Raw genomic sequence first — 14,580 nt, 5'->3', positions numbered from 1 at the left:
TTGGGATTGGATTGTGAGCTCCTTGATTACTTCATTTATGAAGTAGAAATGGAATTACTCCGACCTACTCACTACGCATCAGATAAAGGCCGAGCGCCCTTGCCTGAATTGCATTTGGCGCAGGCGGTAACGAGATTCGATATGTCATCGGTACCCCCCGCCGCTACTGGCAGTTTGTGATCGACTTCAAGCTCCGAATCACGGGCAGTTACGCCGCAGTACACACAGCGAAAATTATCATTGCTAAAAACCTTGAAGCGCAGTTTTGGCCCCAATGAGCCAATTCGGAGCTTTGTTTTCGTTTGTTTGGAGTTCCGGTTGATCGGCCAACCATAAACTGCAAATTCATGGCATTCGCAAAAATGTTTTGGCTCAATGACCATCCAAGTCCAGCGATGATCGTCTTTTGCTACGTTCTCTTTCTCTAGTATTTGATGCGCTTCAATGCGTGCGTCGTCATCTGGATAACTTCTTAAATCTGAACAAAACAAACCAAAAATACGAGCTGTAACTTCAGGACAAAAATTGGAAACACCGCGCAGCGATCCACTTTTTTTTGTGACCCAGGTGCCTACTGTTAAATCCATCGAAGAAAATACATCAGAGGTTTCCCATTGGGTGTTTAACCTTAACGCGACTTCGGGGGATAATTCTTGCGATGCGGCACCAAGCAATGCAGCATTGGTTTGACTAACGAAGTATCGAGGGCATTTGTCATTTGCCGCTATCGAGCAGTGATTCGAGACTCCTCGTTTTGTACTCTGACTTGAATACCAGTCTTCGTCGGGAAGTGTGAATTTGGAGGCTGTCATAGTGTAAATATTTTTCAAACTGAAAATAGATTTCAATTCGATGACTCACTCAGCCAACGCGCGAAACGCTGCCTGCACCGCCAGCACCAGCGATGCGTGAAGCGTGCCGAGCTTGGGTGTTTGACCGTGAGGCGTAGCAGGCGGCACGGAGAACCACTCGGTGGTGTAAGGCAGGTCTATGGCTTGCCTCAGGTCAAATTTGGTGTCGTAACTCAGCCCCGCTGCCTCAAAGGCGGCTGGATTGCGTTCGCGAAGTACAGCAAACTCGCCTCGGTGCAAGCTTGTGGTTTTCTGACTGGTGCCATAGGCTACTCGAACGTAAAAATGGGGTGCATCATCATCAAAAACAATCAGAATCAACGCGGGTCGCGGTTTGGGGTGTGGATTGACATCGTCCGGAAAGTGACACCAAACGATATCGCCAGCGGTGGGTTCTGCCCACCATAGAGGGGTCATGCGGGTTCTGTGTCGAACAGACTTGATCGCACCGAGCGCTTGCCGCCTTGCGGGATGCGCTTTTTGATTTGCCGTACCTGAGCGGCTGTTAACGAACCATCATCGGCTTCGTACTGAGGCAGCATTCTTACTGCGAGTTCGTGCAGAGCCCGGTGAATAGCCTGCGTTTCGTCCACGCCCAGCTGCTCGGCGAGGCGTTTGGCGGTGTCGCGAGTAATTCCGGTAGCACTATCGATCGTGCGGTAGCGGAAGGCGATCTGGTCAGATGGCGTGCGTGCAGTCATGGGGGGGGGCTTTGGTTAATAGATATCTTTAAGATATCTTATTGCGCTTGAGTGGTCAAGTCGAAATATCAAAAAACTTCAGCCCGTATACCCCAGCAACGGCACTTCCAGGTGTGCCTCCCGCGCGACGCGGATGCAGTCCTTCATGTGCTCCTCGCCGAGGTAACGAATCGCCGCATAACCGACAGCAGCCGAAACAATCTGGCCGGCAAAGGGCACGTATTTGGCGAGCTGTTTGGTGGTCAGGCGCATGCCGATTTTGGTGGCGGCCTTGATGACGAGGTCGCGGCTGATGAGTTTGCCTATCAGGACCGATCCGACCATGGTGACGGCCTTCTGCACCTGGTCGCGCTTTTTCGGCTCCAGCCTGTCGAGTTGCTGTGGGGTCAGGCCAAACTCCTTGTTGATCTCGGGGATCAGGCGGGAGAGCATGGCGGCATCCACCGCCCAATCAAGCCCCGGGACCGGGACGGCGCTGGCGGCGGCGGCCACCATGGCGCGTTTGTTCAGGAGTTTGCGGCTGCGGGCGACGGCGGCCAGCAGGGCTGCGTCGTCAGAGGCCATTTGAAGTGCGGTGGGCATGGCGCCACTTTAGCCCGAAATTCCGCACAGCGATGTAGGTGGGCGGCGCAAACCGCGCGCCCTCAGGCCGTGGCGGTTTCTATCTGATCGGTCAGTTCCAGCCAGCGTTCTTCGAGTGTGTCCAGCTCGCTGTCAATTGCTTTGAGGCGCTTGCCGGTCTGCGCCAGCTCAAGGGCGGCGGTCGTGCCAGCCAGTCCGGCCTGCAGCTTGTCGCGCTCGATGGTGAGGGTTTGCATCTGCTGGTCAATCTTTTCCAGCTCCTTGCGCAGCGGCTTGGTGCTGTCCGATTGTTGCTGGCGGCGCTGGGCATCACCTTTTTTGTCAGCTGGTTTCTTCGCGTCCAAAGTGGCTGAAGCCCCCGTCGGTTGTGCGCTGGCAGCGACTGATGTGCCAGCGTCTGCCGCTGCAGCGGGGGTGTTGCCGGCCTTCTTGGCTTCCTCGCGCTGGCGCTTGGCGTAGTCCAGCAGGTACTTCTGGTAATCGTCCAGGTCACCGTCAAACGGTGCCACACCGCCTTGCGACACCATCCAGAATTCGTCGCACACCGCACGCAGCAGCGCCCGGTCGTGGCTGACCAGCATGACCGTGCCTTCAAACTCGTTGAGCGCCATCGACAGCGCCTCGCGTGTGGCCAGGTCCAGGTGGTTGGTCGGCTCATCGAGCAGCAGCAGGTTGGGGCGCTGCCAGACGATCATGCACAGCACCAGCCGGGCTTTTTCGCCACCGCTCATGCTGCCGACCGATTGCTTGACCATGTCGCCACTGAAGTTGAAATTGCCCAGGAAGCTGCGCAGGTCCTGCTCGCGCGTCGGCTGATTGCCCATCTTGCCGGCGGCGGTGACTTCCTTGACCAGCCGGATCATGTGCTCCAGCGGGTTGTCGGCCGGGCGTAACACGTCGAGCTCCTGCTGGGCGAAGTAACCGATGTTCAGGCCTTTGCCTTCGGTCATCTCACCACTGATGGGGGTCAAGGCTCGCGCAATGGTTTTGACCAGGGTCGATTTGCCCTGGCCGTTGGCGCCCAGAATGCCGATGCGCTGGCCGGCCAGCACCGACTTGCTGACGTTTTGCACGATGGTGGTGGGTGGCGTGCCTTCAGGCGCGTCCTCCGGCGCCGGGTAGCCGAAGAAGGCGTTCTGCATCGACAACATCGGGTTGGGCAGGTTCGCGGGTTCCTTGAACTCGAAGGTGAAGTCGGCTTCGGCCAGCAACGGCGCGATTTTTTCCATGCGGTCCAGCGCCTTGACCCGGCTTTGCGCCTGTTTGGCCTTGCTGGCCTTGGCCTTGAAACGTGCAATGAATTTCTGCAGGTGGGCGATCTTGTCCTGCTGCTTGGAGTACGCGCCTTGCTGCAACGCCATCTGCTCGGCCCGCAGGTCCTCAAACTTGCTGTAGTTGCCGCCGTAACGCGTGAGTTTGGCGCGTTCGATGTGCACGGTGACATCGGTCACGGCGTCGAGGAACTCGCGGTCATGGCTGATGACCAGCATGGTGCCCTGGTAACGCTGCAGCCAGGCTTCCAGCCAGACCAGCGCGTCCAGATCCAGGTGATTGGTCGGCTCGTCCAGCAGCAGCAGGTCGGACGGGCACATCAGCGCGCGCGCCAGCTGCAGCCGCATGCGCCAGCCACCGGAAAAGCTGTTGACCGGATTCTCGAGCTCGCTGACCTTGAAACCCAGGCCGAGGATCAGGGCCTGGGCGCGTGCCTGCGCGTCGTGCGCGCCCGAGTCGTAGAGGTCCATATAGGCATGCGCCATGCGGTCGCCATCGCCGCTGGCCTCGGACGCATCCACCTCGGCCTGTGCGGCCAGCAGCACCACATCGCCCTCGACGACGTAGCTGGTGGCGCTTTGTTCGGTCTCGGGCATGTCCTGGGCGACCTGCGCCATGCGCCACTGGGCCGGGATGTAAAACTCGCCGCCGTCCTCGTGCAGGGTGCCGTTGAGCATGGCAAACAGCGAAGACTTGCCCGCGCCGTTGCGCCCCACCAGGCCGATTTTTTCACCGGGGTTCATGCTGACAGACGCGCTGTCGAGAATCACTTTGGCGCCGCGACGCAGCACCACGTTTTTAAGGGTAATCATTTAAAACAGACAAATTGTTCGGCATTCACAGCCGTGAAAGCCAGGACGCAGGTTTCAGGCCAGTTGCTGGCGCGTGAGAAGCAAGACCTGGTCAGGGCCTGCGCTGGTCTCAAACCACAGGGGTTCAAGCTCGGGAAAGGCGCGTTCAAAATTCCCGCGCTCGTTGCCGATTTCCAGCACCAATACCGCATTTTCGCTCATATGGGCGGCGGCGTTTAGAAAAAGGCTTCTGATGAAGTCCATGCCGTCCTCACCGCCGGCCAGTGCAAGGGCCGGTTCAGCCCTGAATTCGGCTGGCAGCGCGGCCATGGTGGCTGCATTGACATAGGGCGGATTGCACAGAATCAGATCATACGGACCGGGGCAAGCGGCCAGGCCGTCAGAGGCGATCAGGGTGATGCGCGATTGCAACGCATGGACGTCGATATTGATGCGCGCAACGGCCAGCGCGTCGCTGCTGATGTCGGCGGCATCCACCGCCACCTCAGGCCAGGCCATGGCGGCCAGAATGGCCAGGCTGCCATTTCCGGTGCACAAGTCCAGTACGCGGTGGGTGGCTTCGCTGAGCCAGGGGTCTATGCTTTCATCGACCAGCAGCTCGGCAATCAGCGAGCGCGGAATGATCACGCGTTCATCAACATAAAAAGGCACGCCCTGTAACCAGGCCTCGCGGGTCAGGTAGGCGGCAGGCCGGCGTGTGCTGATGCGTGCTTCCAGAAGTGTAGCTACCTGTGCAACATCGGCGGGGGCTACAGGCTGATTTTCCACTTCGTCAAGCTCGTCCAGCGGCAGACCCAGGCGCCACAGCACCAGCCAGGCGGCTTCGTCAAAGGCGGTGAGGGTGCCTTGGCCGAAGCCGTCGGCCTGGCTGAGTCCGGCGACTTCCATGCGGTCAGCCCAGTGTTCGACCAGGCCCAGAACCGTCACGGGCGCCGCATGGCTCACAGCGCCGCCAGGCGCGCCAGCACGCCTTTGTAGATGTTTTTGAGCGGGTCCAGCGAGCTGACCAGTACATGTTCATCAATCTTGTGGATAGACGCATTGATCGGGCCAAACTCGATCAATTGCGGACAAATGCTGGCGATAAAACGTCCGTCGCTGGTGCCGCCTGTGGTGGACAGTTCAGTCAACACGCCCGTTTCGGCCTTGATCGACTCGGTGATGGCCTGGACCAGTTCGCCGGGTGTGGTCAGAAAGGGCTGGCCGCCCAGTGTCCATTTCAGGGCGTAGTCCAGCTTGTGTTTCTGCAACACCGCTTCCAGCCGCGCTTTCAGGCTGTCAGCGGTTGATTCGGTCGAAAAGCGGAAGTTGAAATCCAGCACCAGCTCGCCCGGGATGATGTTGGACGCGCCAGTGCCACCGTGCACATTCGAGACCTGCCAGCTGGTGGCCGGGAAAAATTTGTTGCCTTTGTCCCATTCGGTGGCGACCAGCTCGGCCAGGGCCGGCGCCAAGTCATGAATCGGGTTTTTAGCCAGATGCGGGTAGGCAATGTGGCCCTGCAAACCCTTGACGGTCAGTTTGCCGCTCAGGGTACCGCGCCGGCCATTTTTGATCATGTCGCCGAGCTGGTCCACCGAGGTCGGCTCGCCGACGATGCAGTAGTCCAGCACCTCACCGCGCGCCTTCAACTGCTGCACGATGACGGCTGTGCCGTCCACCGACGGGCCTTCCTCGTCGCTGGTGATCAGGAAGGCGATGGACAAGTTGGGCTGCGGGTGGGTGGCCAGAAACTCCTCGACAGCGACCACCATGGCGGCAATTGAGGTTTTCATGTCGGCGGCGCCGCGCCCATACAACACACCAGCGCGATGGGTGGGCGAGAAGGGCGGGCTGGTCCACTGCTCCAGCGGGCCGGTCGGCACCACATCGGTGTGGCCGGCGAAGACGAGGGTCCGGGGCGCTATTAAATCAGGAGCTGCTTGGGCACGTCCCGTATGGGCTACAGGGCTAAAACCCTTAAATTTTGCCCACAGGTTGGTGACGCGAAAGTGGTCGGGCCCGCTGATGATGGTTTCGCAGTCAAAACCCAGGGCCAGCAGCCGGGCCGCGAGTATGGACTGGCAGCCCGCGTCGTCGGGGGTGACGGAAGCGCAGGAAATCAGTTGCTCGGCGAGGTGCAGCGTTCTCGACATGTCTAGTGCTTGACGTCCAGTGTGATTTCGGTGAACGAGGGCTCGTCATCCGGGTCGTCTTCCGGCTCCACCACCTTGGCCGCGTTGGCGAAGTCGTTCTCCAGGCGCCACATCAGGTTGGTTGGCGAGTCGGAATACAGCAGGCCTTCCTTGCGCGTCACGGAGCCGTCCACAATCAATCGGGCAATGTCCTGTTCAAAGGTTTGTGAGCCCTCGGCCATGGATTTTTCCATGGCTTCCTTGACGCCGGAAAAGTCGCCTTTTTCAATCAATTCAGAAATCAGCTTGGTGTTGAGCATGACCTCGACCGCCGGCGCCCGGCCGCCGGCCTGGGTGCGCAGCAGGCGCTGCGAGACGATGGCTTTCATGGCAGCGCCCAGGTCGCCCAGCAGGGTGTTGCGCACCTCGACCGGGTAAAAGCTCAGGATGCGGTTCAGCGCCTGGTAACTGTTGTTGGCGTGCATGGTGGCCAGGCACAGGTGGCCGGATTGCGCATAGGCAATCGCCGCAGACATGGTTTCGCGGTCGCGAATTTCGCCGATCAAAATCACATCGGGCGCCTGGCGCAGCGCGTTTTTCAGCGCCACCTGCAGCGACTGGGTGTCGCTGCCGACCTCGCGCTGGTTCACCACCGAGCGCTTGTTGGTGAACAAAAACTCCACCGGGTCTTCAATCGTCAAAATATGGCCGGGTGCAGTGGCGTTGCGGTGGTCCATCATGGCTGCCAGGGTGGTGCTTTTGCCGGCGCCGGTGGCGCCCACCATCAGCAGCAGGCCGCGTTTTTCCATGATCAGGCTGGCCAGTATGGGCGGTACCTTCAGGCTTTCCAGCGGCGGGATGTCCGTGGGTACAAAGCGGATCACAGCCGCATAGGTACTGCGCTGCCTGAAAGCGCTGATGCGGAAGTTGCCAACCCCAGCCACCGGAAAAGCCATGTTGAGCTCACCGAGTTCTTCCAGCTCCTCGATGCGCGCTGGCGGAAGCACCTCGGCCAGCAGGTTGCGCGGCGCGTCCGCGGGCAAAACCTGGTTGTTGATCGGAACGGCTTCGCCGTTGATCTTGATCAGCGCCGGTGAGTTGGCCGACAAGTAAACGTCGGAAGCCTTTTTCTCGGCCATCAACCGAAGAATTCTCTCCATTGTGCTCATGCTTGCGCCTTTCGCTGCCGGGGTAAGTGCTTCAGCCATCGCGGATCAATCGCGCAGCAAGTCGTTCAGGCTGGTCGTGGCACGAGTTTTGGCGTCCACTTTCTTGACGATGACCGCGCAATACAGGGAGTATTTGCCGCCGGCCTTGGGCAGGTTGCCCGAGACCACCACAGAACCCGCCGGTACGCGGCCATAAGTCACGGTGTCCGCTTCGCGGTCGTAAATCGGCGTGCTCTGGCCGATGTAGACACCCATGGAGATGACCGAGTTTTCCTCCACAATCACGCCCTCGACCACTTCGGAGCGGGCGCCTATGAAGCAGTTGTCTTCAATGATGGTGGGATTCGCCTGCAGCGGCTCCAGCACACCGCCCAGGCCGACACCGCCGGACAGGTGCACGTTTTTGCCGACCTGGGCGCAGCTGCCCACCGTGGCCCAGGCATCGACCATGCTGCCTTCATCCACATAAGCGCCGATGTTCACATAACTGGGCATCAGGATCGCACCCTTGGCGATGTAGCTGCCACGCCGTGCCACGGCGGGCGGCACCACGCGCACACCGCTGGCTTTCATCTCCTGCTCGCTCAGGTGTGAAAACTTCGTGGGCACCTTGTCAAAAAAGCCAAGGTCGCCGGCACGCATCAGCACGTTGTCTTTCAGGCGAAAGCTCAGCAACACGGCTTTCTTGATCCACTGGTGGGTGGTCCACTGACCCACACCCTGGCGCGTGGCGACACGCAGGCGGCCGCCATTGAGCTCGGAAATCGTGTGCTCCACCGCGTCCTGGATTTCTTTCGATGCGGCTTGCGGCGACAGATTCGCGCGGTCCTCCCAGGCGGCGTTGATGATGCTTTGCAGTTGGTCTTGGTTCATTTTGGAAGATCAGGTGGATTGGATAAATTGAACAATTCTCTGGGCGGCCTCAACACATTCAGCGGTTTCGGCCACCAGCGCCATGCGGATACGGCCAGCGCCCGGGTTGTGGCCCTGGGCGTCTCTGGCGAGGTAGCTGCCGGGCAACACCACCACATTGTAAAAGCCAAGCAACTCGCACGAAAACGCGGCGTCGTCGCCGTGGAAACGTTCGGGAATTCCGGCCCACAGGTAAAAGCCGGCGTCGGGCAAGGCCACGTCCATCACGGCGGCCAGCAGGGGCGTCACCTGGGCAAACTTGGCGCGGTACAGGGCGCGGTTATCCAGCACATGTTGCTCGTCGTTCCAGGCGGCGATGCTGGCGCTTTGTACCACCGGGCTCATTGCACTGCCGTGGTAGGTGCGGTAAAGCAAAAAAGGTTTGATCAGGGCCGCGTCGCCAGCCACAAAGCCGCTGCGCAGGCCCGGAACATTGCTGCGTTTGGACAGGCTGGTCAGCGCGATCAGGTTTTTGAAGTCCTGGCGGCCGAGTTGCGCGGCGGCTTGCAGCGAGCCCAGTGGCGGCTCGTCCCGGAAATAGATCTCGCTGTAACACTCGTCCGAGGCGATAACGAAGCCATACTGGTCGCTGAGCTCGAACAGCAACTTCCATTCATCCAGTCCCATCACCGCGCCGGTCGGGTTGCCGGGGGAGCAGACAAACAGCAGCTGTGTTTTTGCCCAGACCGCCTGCGGCACGGCGGCCCAGTCCACCGCAAAGTTGCGCGCCGGGTCGCTGGGCGCAAACCAGATTTTTGTGCCAGCGAGCAGCGCTGCACCCTCGTAAATTTGATAAAACGGATTCGGGCAAACCACGGTGGCGCCGTCCCGCGTGGGATCAATCACCGTCTGCGCCAACGCAAACAAAGCTTCGCGTGAGCCGTTGACTGGCAGGATTTGCGTCAGCGGATCCAGCGCCAGGCTGTAGCGGCGTTGTAGCCAGTCTGCCATCGCCTGGCGCAGTTTTGGCTCGCCAGCGGTGGCTGGGTAGCTGGCCAGCCCGGACAGGCTGGCATTGAGCGCGGTCTTGATCAGCTCGGGTGTGGCATGTTTGGGCTCGCCGATACCCAAGCTGATCGGGCGGAAGGCCGGGTTGGGGGTGATGCCGGCGTGTAGCTGGCGCAGCCGCTCGAAAGGGTAGGGCTGCAGGCGTTTCAACAGGGGATTCATCGCCCGGATTATCCGGTGTCGCGCGACAGGTTGGCCTGGCATTGCCAAGTCGTCCATCAATTGCTCCTGAAATGATAGCTGCTCACGCCTGCCACACAAGGGCTGGAAGCCGATTTGATGCATGACCCTCAGGCTACAGGCGGTTTTGCTTCCCGCCCGGCAGCAAGCCACACGCCAGCTTTGAACAAAGACACCCTTTTTTACAGCGGACTGCGCCCCGCGCTCGGGTAACATTGCGCTCTTGTGGGTTGCCTGCCGCGAGTGAGGTGTGTCAGAAAAGCGCCATACAAATCAACAGCTTAGCTTCGGAAGTTTCCCAGCACCAAGAAAAAAACAGGGTCCGCCGTGCGTCTCAATTCGATCAAGCTATCCGGGTTCAAGTCGTTTGCTGAACCCACCAATTTTGTCTTGCCGGGCCAACTGGTCGGTGTGGTCGGTCCCAACGGCTGCGGCAAGTCCAACATCATGGATGCCGTGCGCTGGGTGCTTGGTGAAAGCCGCGCCTCCGAGCTGCGCGGCGAGTCCATGCAGGACGTTATTTTCAACGGCACCAATTTGCGCAAACCGGCCAGCCGCTCCAGTGTTGAGCTGGTGTTCGACAACGCCGACCACCGCGCCGGCGGCCAGTGGGGCCAGTTTGCTGAAATCGCCGTCAAGCGCGTGCTGACGCGCGACGGCACCAGCAGTTACTACATCAACAACCAGCCGGTGCGCCGCCGCGACGTGCAGGACGTGTTCCTCGGTACCGGCCTGGGGCCACGTGCCTACGCCATCATCGGCCAGGGCACGATCAGCCGCATCATCGAATCCAAGCCCGAAGAGCTGCGCCTGTTCCTCGAGGAAGCCGCCGGCGTCTCCAAATACAAGGAGCGTCGGCGTGAAACCGCCAACCGCCTGAGCGACACGCGCGAGAACCTGACCCGCGTCGAGGACATCCTGCGCGAACTCAATGCCAACCTCGAAAAGCTCGAGAAGCAAGCCGAGGTCGCGCTGCGCTACAACACGCTGCACGCCGATGCCACACTCAAGCAACATCAGTTGTGGTTTTTGAAGCGTGCCGAAAGCGAGGCTGATCAGGCCAAGGTGAAAGCCGACGCGGAAAAATCGGTCAACGATCTCGAAAGCCGCATTGCTGATTTGCGCCACATCGAGGCCGACCTGGAGACCATTCGCCAGGCGCATTACGCCGCCGGCGACCAGGTCAACCAGGCCCAGGGCAAGCTGTACGAAGCCAGCGCCGAAGTCGGGCGCCTGGAGGCCGAAATCCGTTTTGTGGTCGAAGGCCGGCAGCGCGTCGAGCAGCGTCTGCAGCAGCTCAAGGAGCAGACCGCGCAATGGGCCGCCCGCAAGGATGACGCGGCGCTGGAAACCGAAAACCTCGCCGTCCAGGCGCTGCAGGCTGAAGAGCAGTCGGAATTGCTGGCCGCGCAAAGCGAAGACCAGGCCGGCCAGTTGCCGGCCCTTGAAGAAGCGCTGCGCGCCGCGCAGTCCAAAGCCAATGAGCAACGCAGCAGCGTCGGCCAGGTGCAGCAGCAGATCCAGGTGCTGGCCGCCGACCAGCGCAACATCGAGGAGCAGTCGCGTGCCCTGGGCCTGCGCCACGAGCGCCTGAGTGCCGACAAGAATGCGCTCAATGCGCCTGACGAAGCGCGCCTGGCCAAGCTCAACACCCAGTTCAGCGCGGCGCAGGAAAACCAGGAAGTGGTCGAGGCGCGTCTACACGAACTGACCGACAGCGTGCCGCAACTCGACGAAGACCGGCGCACCAAGCAACAGGGCGTGAACACCGAATCGGCGAAACAGGCCGAGCTGTCGGCGCGTTTGGAAGCGCTCAAGGCCCTGCAGGAAAAGGTCAAGACCGACGGCAAGCTCAAGCCCTGGCTGGCCAAACACGGCCTGGACGGGCTGCAGGGCCTGTGGAGCCGCATCCACATTGAGCAGGGCTGGGAAAACGCCCTCGAAGCCGCCCTGAGAGAGCGGCTCGGCGCGCTGGAGGTTTCGCGTCTCGACATGGTGCGCGGCTTTGCCGGCACCGATGGTCGCAGTGACAGTGAAGGGCCGCCGGCCAAACTCTCGTTTTATTCACCACCTTCAGCCGCAGCGCCGGCTCCGGCGTCTCGCACCAGCCTCAAACCGCTCGCCAATTTACTGCGCCTCAATGATGCCAGCCAGTCCGCGCTGCTGGGCGACTGGCTGCATGGCTGCCTGACCGCCGCCAGCCTGGACGAAGCCCTGGCCGCGCGCCAGCAATTGCAGGCTGGCGAGGTGATTTTTGTCCAGACCGGCCATGCCGTGACGCAGCACAGCGTGAGTTTCTACGCGCAGGACTCAGAACAGGCCGGCCTGCTCGCGCGCGCGCAGGAAATTGAAAACCTGGAGAAACAACTGCGCGGCCAGGCGCTGATCAGCGACGAGGCACGCAGTGCCCTGATCCGCGCCGAAGCGGCCTATGCCGATGCCGCTCAGCGTCAGGCGACGGCGCGCCGCGAAGCCGCCGAAGGCCAGAGCCGCACGCACGAGCTGCAGGTCGAGGTCTTGCGCCTGACGCAACTGGCAGAACAGACCCGCGCCCGCAGCGAACAGATCAACGCCGACCTCGGCGAGATCGATGCCCAAATGGCTGAGTTGCAGGAACGCAAGGTCACGGCCGAGGCGCGGTTTGAAGAACTCGACATGCAACTGGCCGACAGCCAGGAGCGCCACGCCCAGCTCGACGACCGCGTGATCGAGGCTGAGCGCAAACTGAACGAATCGCGCGAGCAGCAACGCGCGCTGGAGCGTCAATCACAGGAGGCGCAGTTTGCGCTGCGCAGCCTGGCTTCGCGCCGTGACGAACTCACGCGCTCCATAGACATCGCCGCGCAGCAGGCCGCGTCGATTTCCAGCGAAGAAGAACGCGCCAAAGAGGAGCTGTCGCGCCTGAGTGACGTCGCCGCCAAGGCTGGCCTGCAGGATGCGCTGGCCGTGAAGCTGGAGCGCGAGGCCGATCTGGGCGCCAAACGCAGCCAGTACGACGACCTGACCACCAAGCTGCGGGCAAGTGATGAAAGGCGACTCGCACTGGAGCGCGAGCTTGACCCGCTGCGCCAGCGCATCACCGAATTCCAGCTCAAGGAACAGGCCGCGCGTCTGGGCTTCGAGCAGTATGCGCAGTTGCTGACCGATGCACAGGCGGATCTGGCTGCGGTCGAGCAGTCGATTCAGACCGGCAATGTGCGCCTGACCGGGCTGCAGGGCGAGATTGACCGCATCAACCGCGAGATCCAGTCACTGGGCGCCGTGAACCTGGCCGCCCTCGACGAGCTGGCCAGCGCGCGCGAACGCAAACAGTTCCTCGACGCACAGTCGGCTGACCTGAACGAAGCCATGAACACGCTGGAAGACGCGATCAAGAAGATCGACGCAGAAACGCGTGAGCTGTTGTCATCGACCTTCGAGACGGTGAATCGCCATTTCGGCGAGATGTTCCCGCGCCTGTTTGGCGGCGGCAACGCCAAACTGATGATGACCGGCGAGGAAATTCTGGACACCGGCGTTCAGGTGCTGGCCCAGCCGCCGGGCAAGAAAAACCAGACCATCCATTTGCTGTCGGGTGGCGAAAAGGCGCTCACGGCAATTGCGCTGGTGTTTGCAATTTTCCAGCTCAACCCCGCGCCGTTCTGCCTGCTCGACGAGGTCGACGCGCCGCTGGACGACGCCAACACAGAGCGTTATGCCAAGCTGGTGACCAGCATGAGCAAGGAAACGCAGTTCCTGTTCATCAGCCACAACAAAATCGCCATGGAAATGGCCGAACAACTGATTGGCGTGACCATGCAGGAGCAGGGCGTCTCGCGCATCGTCGCCGTGGACATGGAAGCGGCGCTTGGTTTCGCGGAGGCCGCATGAGTACGGAGAAAGAATGAGCACACTCCAGATCAGTTTGGCGATCATTGGCGGCCTGCTATTGGCCATCGTGGTGGCCCACAGCGCCTGGTCGGCGCGTAAAAACCTGCCCATGCAACCCTCGCCCGACCCGGTGGTCCCGGCCATTGAACCCGCCGGTGGCGACCTGCCGCCCCATGGCCAGGAGACCCAGCCCGCGCGCCTGGAACCCGGCTTCGATACCGACTCCAGCCTTGATGCCCTGACGGCGCTGACCGTGCCCGAGAAAAAACCAGGCCTGGACGCGCTGATCGACGTGATCGCGCCCATCGTCATTGATTCGGTGGTGTCCGGCGAGGCGGCACTGGCCGCCATGCCCGGCTCGCGCCGCGCTGGCAGCAAACCGTTTGCGGTGGAGGGCCTGAGCCTGGCCAGCGGCGCCTGGGAAACCCCGGCCGCCGGCCAGCGTTACAGCGCCTTCCAGGCCGGCGTGCAACTGGCCAACCGAACTGGCGCGCTGAACCAGATCGAGTTTTCAGAATTTGTCATGAAGGCGCAGGCCTTTGCCGATGCGATTGACGGCCAGCCCGAGTTCCCCGACATGATGGACGAAGTGGCGCGCGCGCGCGAACTCGACAACTTTGCCAGCGCCCATGATGCGCAATTGGGCTTCACCCTGCGCGCCAAACACACGGCCTGGAGCCCCGGTTATGTGCAGCAAAACGCGGCCAAACTCGGTTTTGTGGCCGGTTCCATTCCGGGCCGCATGGTGCTGCCGGCCAGCCAGTCCGGCCAGCACGCGCCACCGGTTTTGGGCCTGTCTTTCGACACCCAGGCCGCCATGGCCGAAGACCCGGAACAGACTGCATTGCGCGAATTGACGCTGTCGCTGGACGTGCCGCAGGTGCTGCGCGCCGAGCAACCCTTTGTGCGCATGTGCGAAGCGGCGATTGCGCTCGCCGCCAGCATGGACGGCGTGATCATCGACGACCAGGGCCAACCGATCCGGCCAGAAGCCATGGAAGCCATTCACGCGGACCTGGAGCAGCTCTACAACACCCTGGAAGAGCGCGACATGCCGGCCGGCTCGGCGCTGGGCCGGCGGCTGTTTGCCTGAACCTGCTTTTTCTTCG

The 14,580-nt window shown here is 61.2% G+C and carries 12 protein-coding genes; 2 read left to right on the top strand and 10 right to left on the bottom strand.

Translation table 11 applies throughout. The features are described from left to right. Nucleotides 1-71: 71 nt before the first annotated feature. The 10 genes from Q8O29_RS14965 to dapC all read right to left on the bottom strand — a co-directional run bounded on the left by Q8O29_RS14965 (nt 72) and on the right by dapC (nt 9,583). Nucleotides 72-812, bottom strand: coding sequence for an HNH endonuclease (locus Q8O29_RS14965; RefSeq protein WP_305564151.1), 741 nt, complete (start codon nt 810-812; stop codon nt 72-74). A 45-nt stretch (nt 813-857) separates the two neighbouring features. Continuing rightward, nucleotides 858-1,268, bottom strand: a complete 411-nt coding sequence (locus Q8O29_RS14960; RefSeq protein WP_305564149.1) for a hypothetical protein — start codon at nt 1,266-1,268, stop codon at nt 858-860. Then, on the bottom strand, nt 1,265-1,552 hold the full coding sequence (locus Q8O29_RS14955; protein ID WP_305564147.1) for a hypothetical protein: 288 nt from the start codon (nt 1,550-1,552) through the stop codon (nt 1,265-1,267). The genes Q8O29_RS14960 and Q8O29_RS14955 overlap by 4 nt, the downstream gene beginning before the upstream one ends. Before the next feature lie 78 nt (nt 1,553-1,630). Further along, nucleotides 1,631-2,134 carry a hypothetical protein gene (locus Q8O29_RS14950; RefSeq protein ID WP_305564145.1) on the bottom strand — a complete coding sequence of 168 codons (504 nt, stop codon included), beginning with the start codon at nt 2,132-2,134 and terminating at the stop codon, nt 1,631-1,633. Between the two features lie 62 nt (nt 2,135-2,196). Further along, on the bottom strand, nt 2,197-4,218 hold the full coding sequence (locus Q8O29_RS14945) for an ABC-F family ATP-binding cassette domain-containing protein (protein WP_305564143.1): 2,022 nt from the start codon (nt 4,216-4,218) through the stop codon (nt 2,197-2,199). A 54-nt stretch (nt 4,219-4,272) separates the two neighbouring features. Next, complete coding sequence (gene prmB, locus Q8O29_RS14940) at nt 4,273-5,106, bottom strand: 50S ribosomal protein L3 N(5)-glutamine methyltransferase (RefSeq protein WP_305564157.1); 834 nt, start codon at nt 5,104-5,106, stop codon at nt 4,273-4,275. A 53-nt stretch (nt 5,107-5,159) separates the two neighbouring features. Next, nucleotides 5,160-6,353, bottom strand: a complete 1,194-nt coding sequence (gene dapE / locus Q8O29_RS14935; RefSeq protein WP_305564141.1) for a succinyl-diaminopimelate desuccinylase — start codon at nt 6,351-6,353, stop codon at nt 5,160-5,162. 2 nt (nt 6,354-6,355) lie between these two features. After that, entirely contained in the window at nt 6,356-7,501 is a 1,146-nt protein-coding gene (locus Q8O29_RS14930; RefSeq protein WP_305564139.1) for a PilT/PilU family type 4a pilus ATPase, read from the bottom strand. Between the two features lie 45 nt (nt 7,502-7,546). Then, nucleotides 7,547-8,374 carry a 2,3,4,5-tetrahydropyridine-2,6-dicarboxylate N-succinyltransferase gene (gene dapD, locus Q8O29_RS14925; RefSeq protein WP_305564137.1) on the bottom strand — a complete coding sequence of 276 codons (828 nt, stop codon included), beginning with the start codon at nt 8,372-8,374 and terminating at the stop codon, nt 7,547-7,549. 9 nt (nt 8,375-8,383) lie between these two features. Then, the gene (dapC, locus tag Q8O29_RS14920; protein WP_305564135.1) at nt 8,384-9,583 is read right to left on the bottom strand and encodes a succinyldiaminopimelate transaminase; all 1,200 of its coding nucleotides are present in this window, start codon (nt 9,581-9,583) and stop codon (nt 8,384-8,386) included. Nucleotides 9,584-9,928: 345 nt separating this feature from the next. Here dapC and smc point away from each other — a divergent pair, with 345 nt between their 5' ends. After that, nucleotides 9,929-13,471 carry a chromosome segregation protein SMC gene (gene smc, locus Q8O29_RS14915; RefSeq protein WP_305564133.1) on the top strand — a complete coding sequence of 1,181 codons (3,543 nt, stop codon included), beginning with the start codon at nt 9,929-9,931 and terminating at the stop codon, nt 13,469-13,471. A gap of 13 nt (nt 13,472-13,484) precedes the next feature. Continuing rightward, on the top strand, nt 13,485-14,564 hold the full coding sequence (locus tag Q8O29_RS14910; RefSeq protein ID WP_305564131.1) for a cell division protein ZipA C-terminal FtsZ-binding domain-containing protein: 1,080 nt from the start codon (nt 13,485-13,487) through the stop codon (nt 14,562-14,564). Nucleotides 14,565-14,580 lie beyond the last annotated feature (16 nt).

The organism is Polaromonas sp. (assembly GCF_030689685.1).
Taxonomy (GTDB): Bacteria; Pseudomonadota; Gammaproteobacteria; order Burkholderiales; family Burkholderiaceae_C; genus Polaromonas.
The sequence above is the reverse complement of the archived record's forward strand: the minus strand, read 5'-3'. Positions and strand labels throughout refer to the sequence as shown.

Excerpts from the sequence above, each read along its gene's own strand:
- Q8O29_RS14960 (WP_305564149.1), bottom strand. The coding sequence starts at position 1,268 with ATGACCCCTCTATGGTGGGCAGAACCCACCGCTGGCGATATCGTTTGG.
- Q8O29_RS14965 (WP_305564151.1), bottom strand. The coding sequence starts at position 812 with ATGACAGCCTCCAAATTCACACTTCCCGACGAAGACTGGTATTCAAGT.
- Q8O29_RS14945 (WP_305564143.1), bottom strand. The coding sequence starts at position 4,218 with ATGATTACCCTTAAAAACGTGGTGCTGCGTCGCGGCGCCAAAGTGATT.
- Q8O29_RS14930 (WP_305564139.1), bottom strand. The coding sequence starts at position 7,501 with ATGAGCACAATGGAGAGAATTCTTCGGTTGATGGCCGAGAAAAAGGCT.
- Q8O29_RS14950 (WP_305564145.1), bottom strand. The coding sequence starts at position 2,134 with ATGCCCACCGCACTTCAAATGGCCTCTGACGACGCAGCCCTGCTGGCC.
- Q8O29_RS14955 (WP_305564147.1), bottom strand. The coding sequence starts at position 1,552 with ATGACTGCACGCACGCCATCTGACCAGATCGCCTTCCGCTACCGCACG.
- prmB (WP_305564157.1), bottom strand. The coding sequence starts at position 5,106 with ATGGAAGTCGCCGGACTCAGCCAGGCCGACGGCTTCGGCCAAGGCACC.
- dapC (WP_305564135.1), bottom strand. The coding sequence starts at position 9,583 with ATGAATCCCCTGTTGAAACGCCTGCAGCCCTACCCTTTCGAGCGGCTG.
- dapD (WP_305564137.1), bottom strand. The coding sequence starts at position 8,374 with ATGAACCAAGACCAACTGCAAAGCATCATCAACGCCGCCTGGGAGGAC.
- Q8O29_RS14910 (WP_305564131.1), top strand. The coding sequence starts at position 13,485 with ATGAGCACACTCCAGATCAGTTTGGCGATCATTGGCGGCCTGCTATTG.
- dapE (WP_305564141.1), bottom strand. The coding sequence starts at position 6,353 with ATGTCGAGAACGCTGCACCTCGCCGAGCAACTGATTTCCTGCGCTTCC.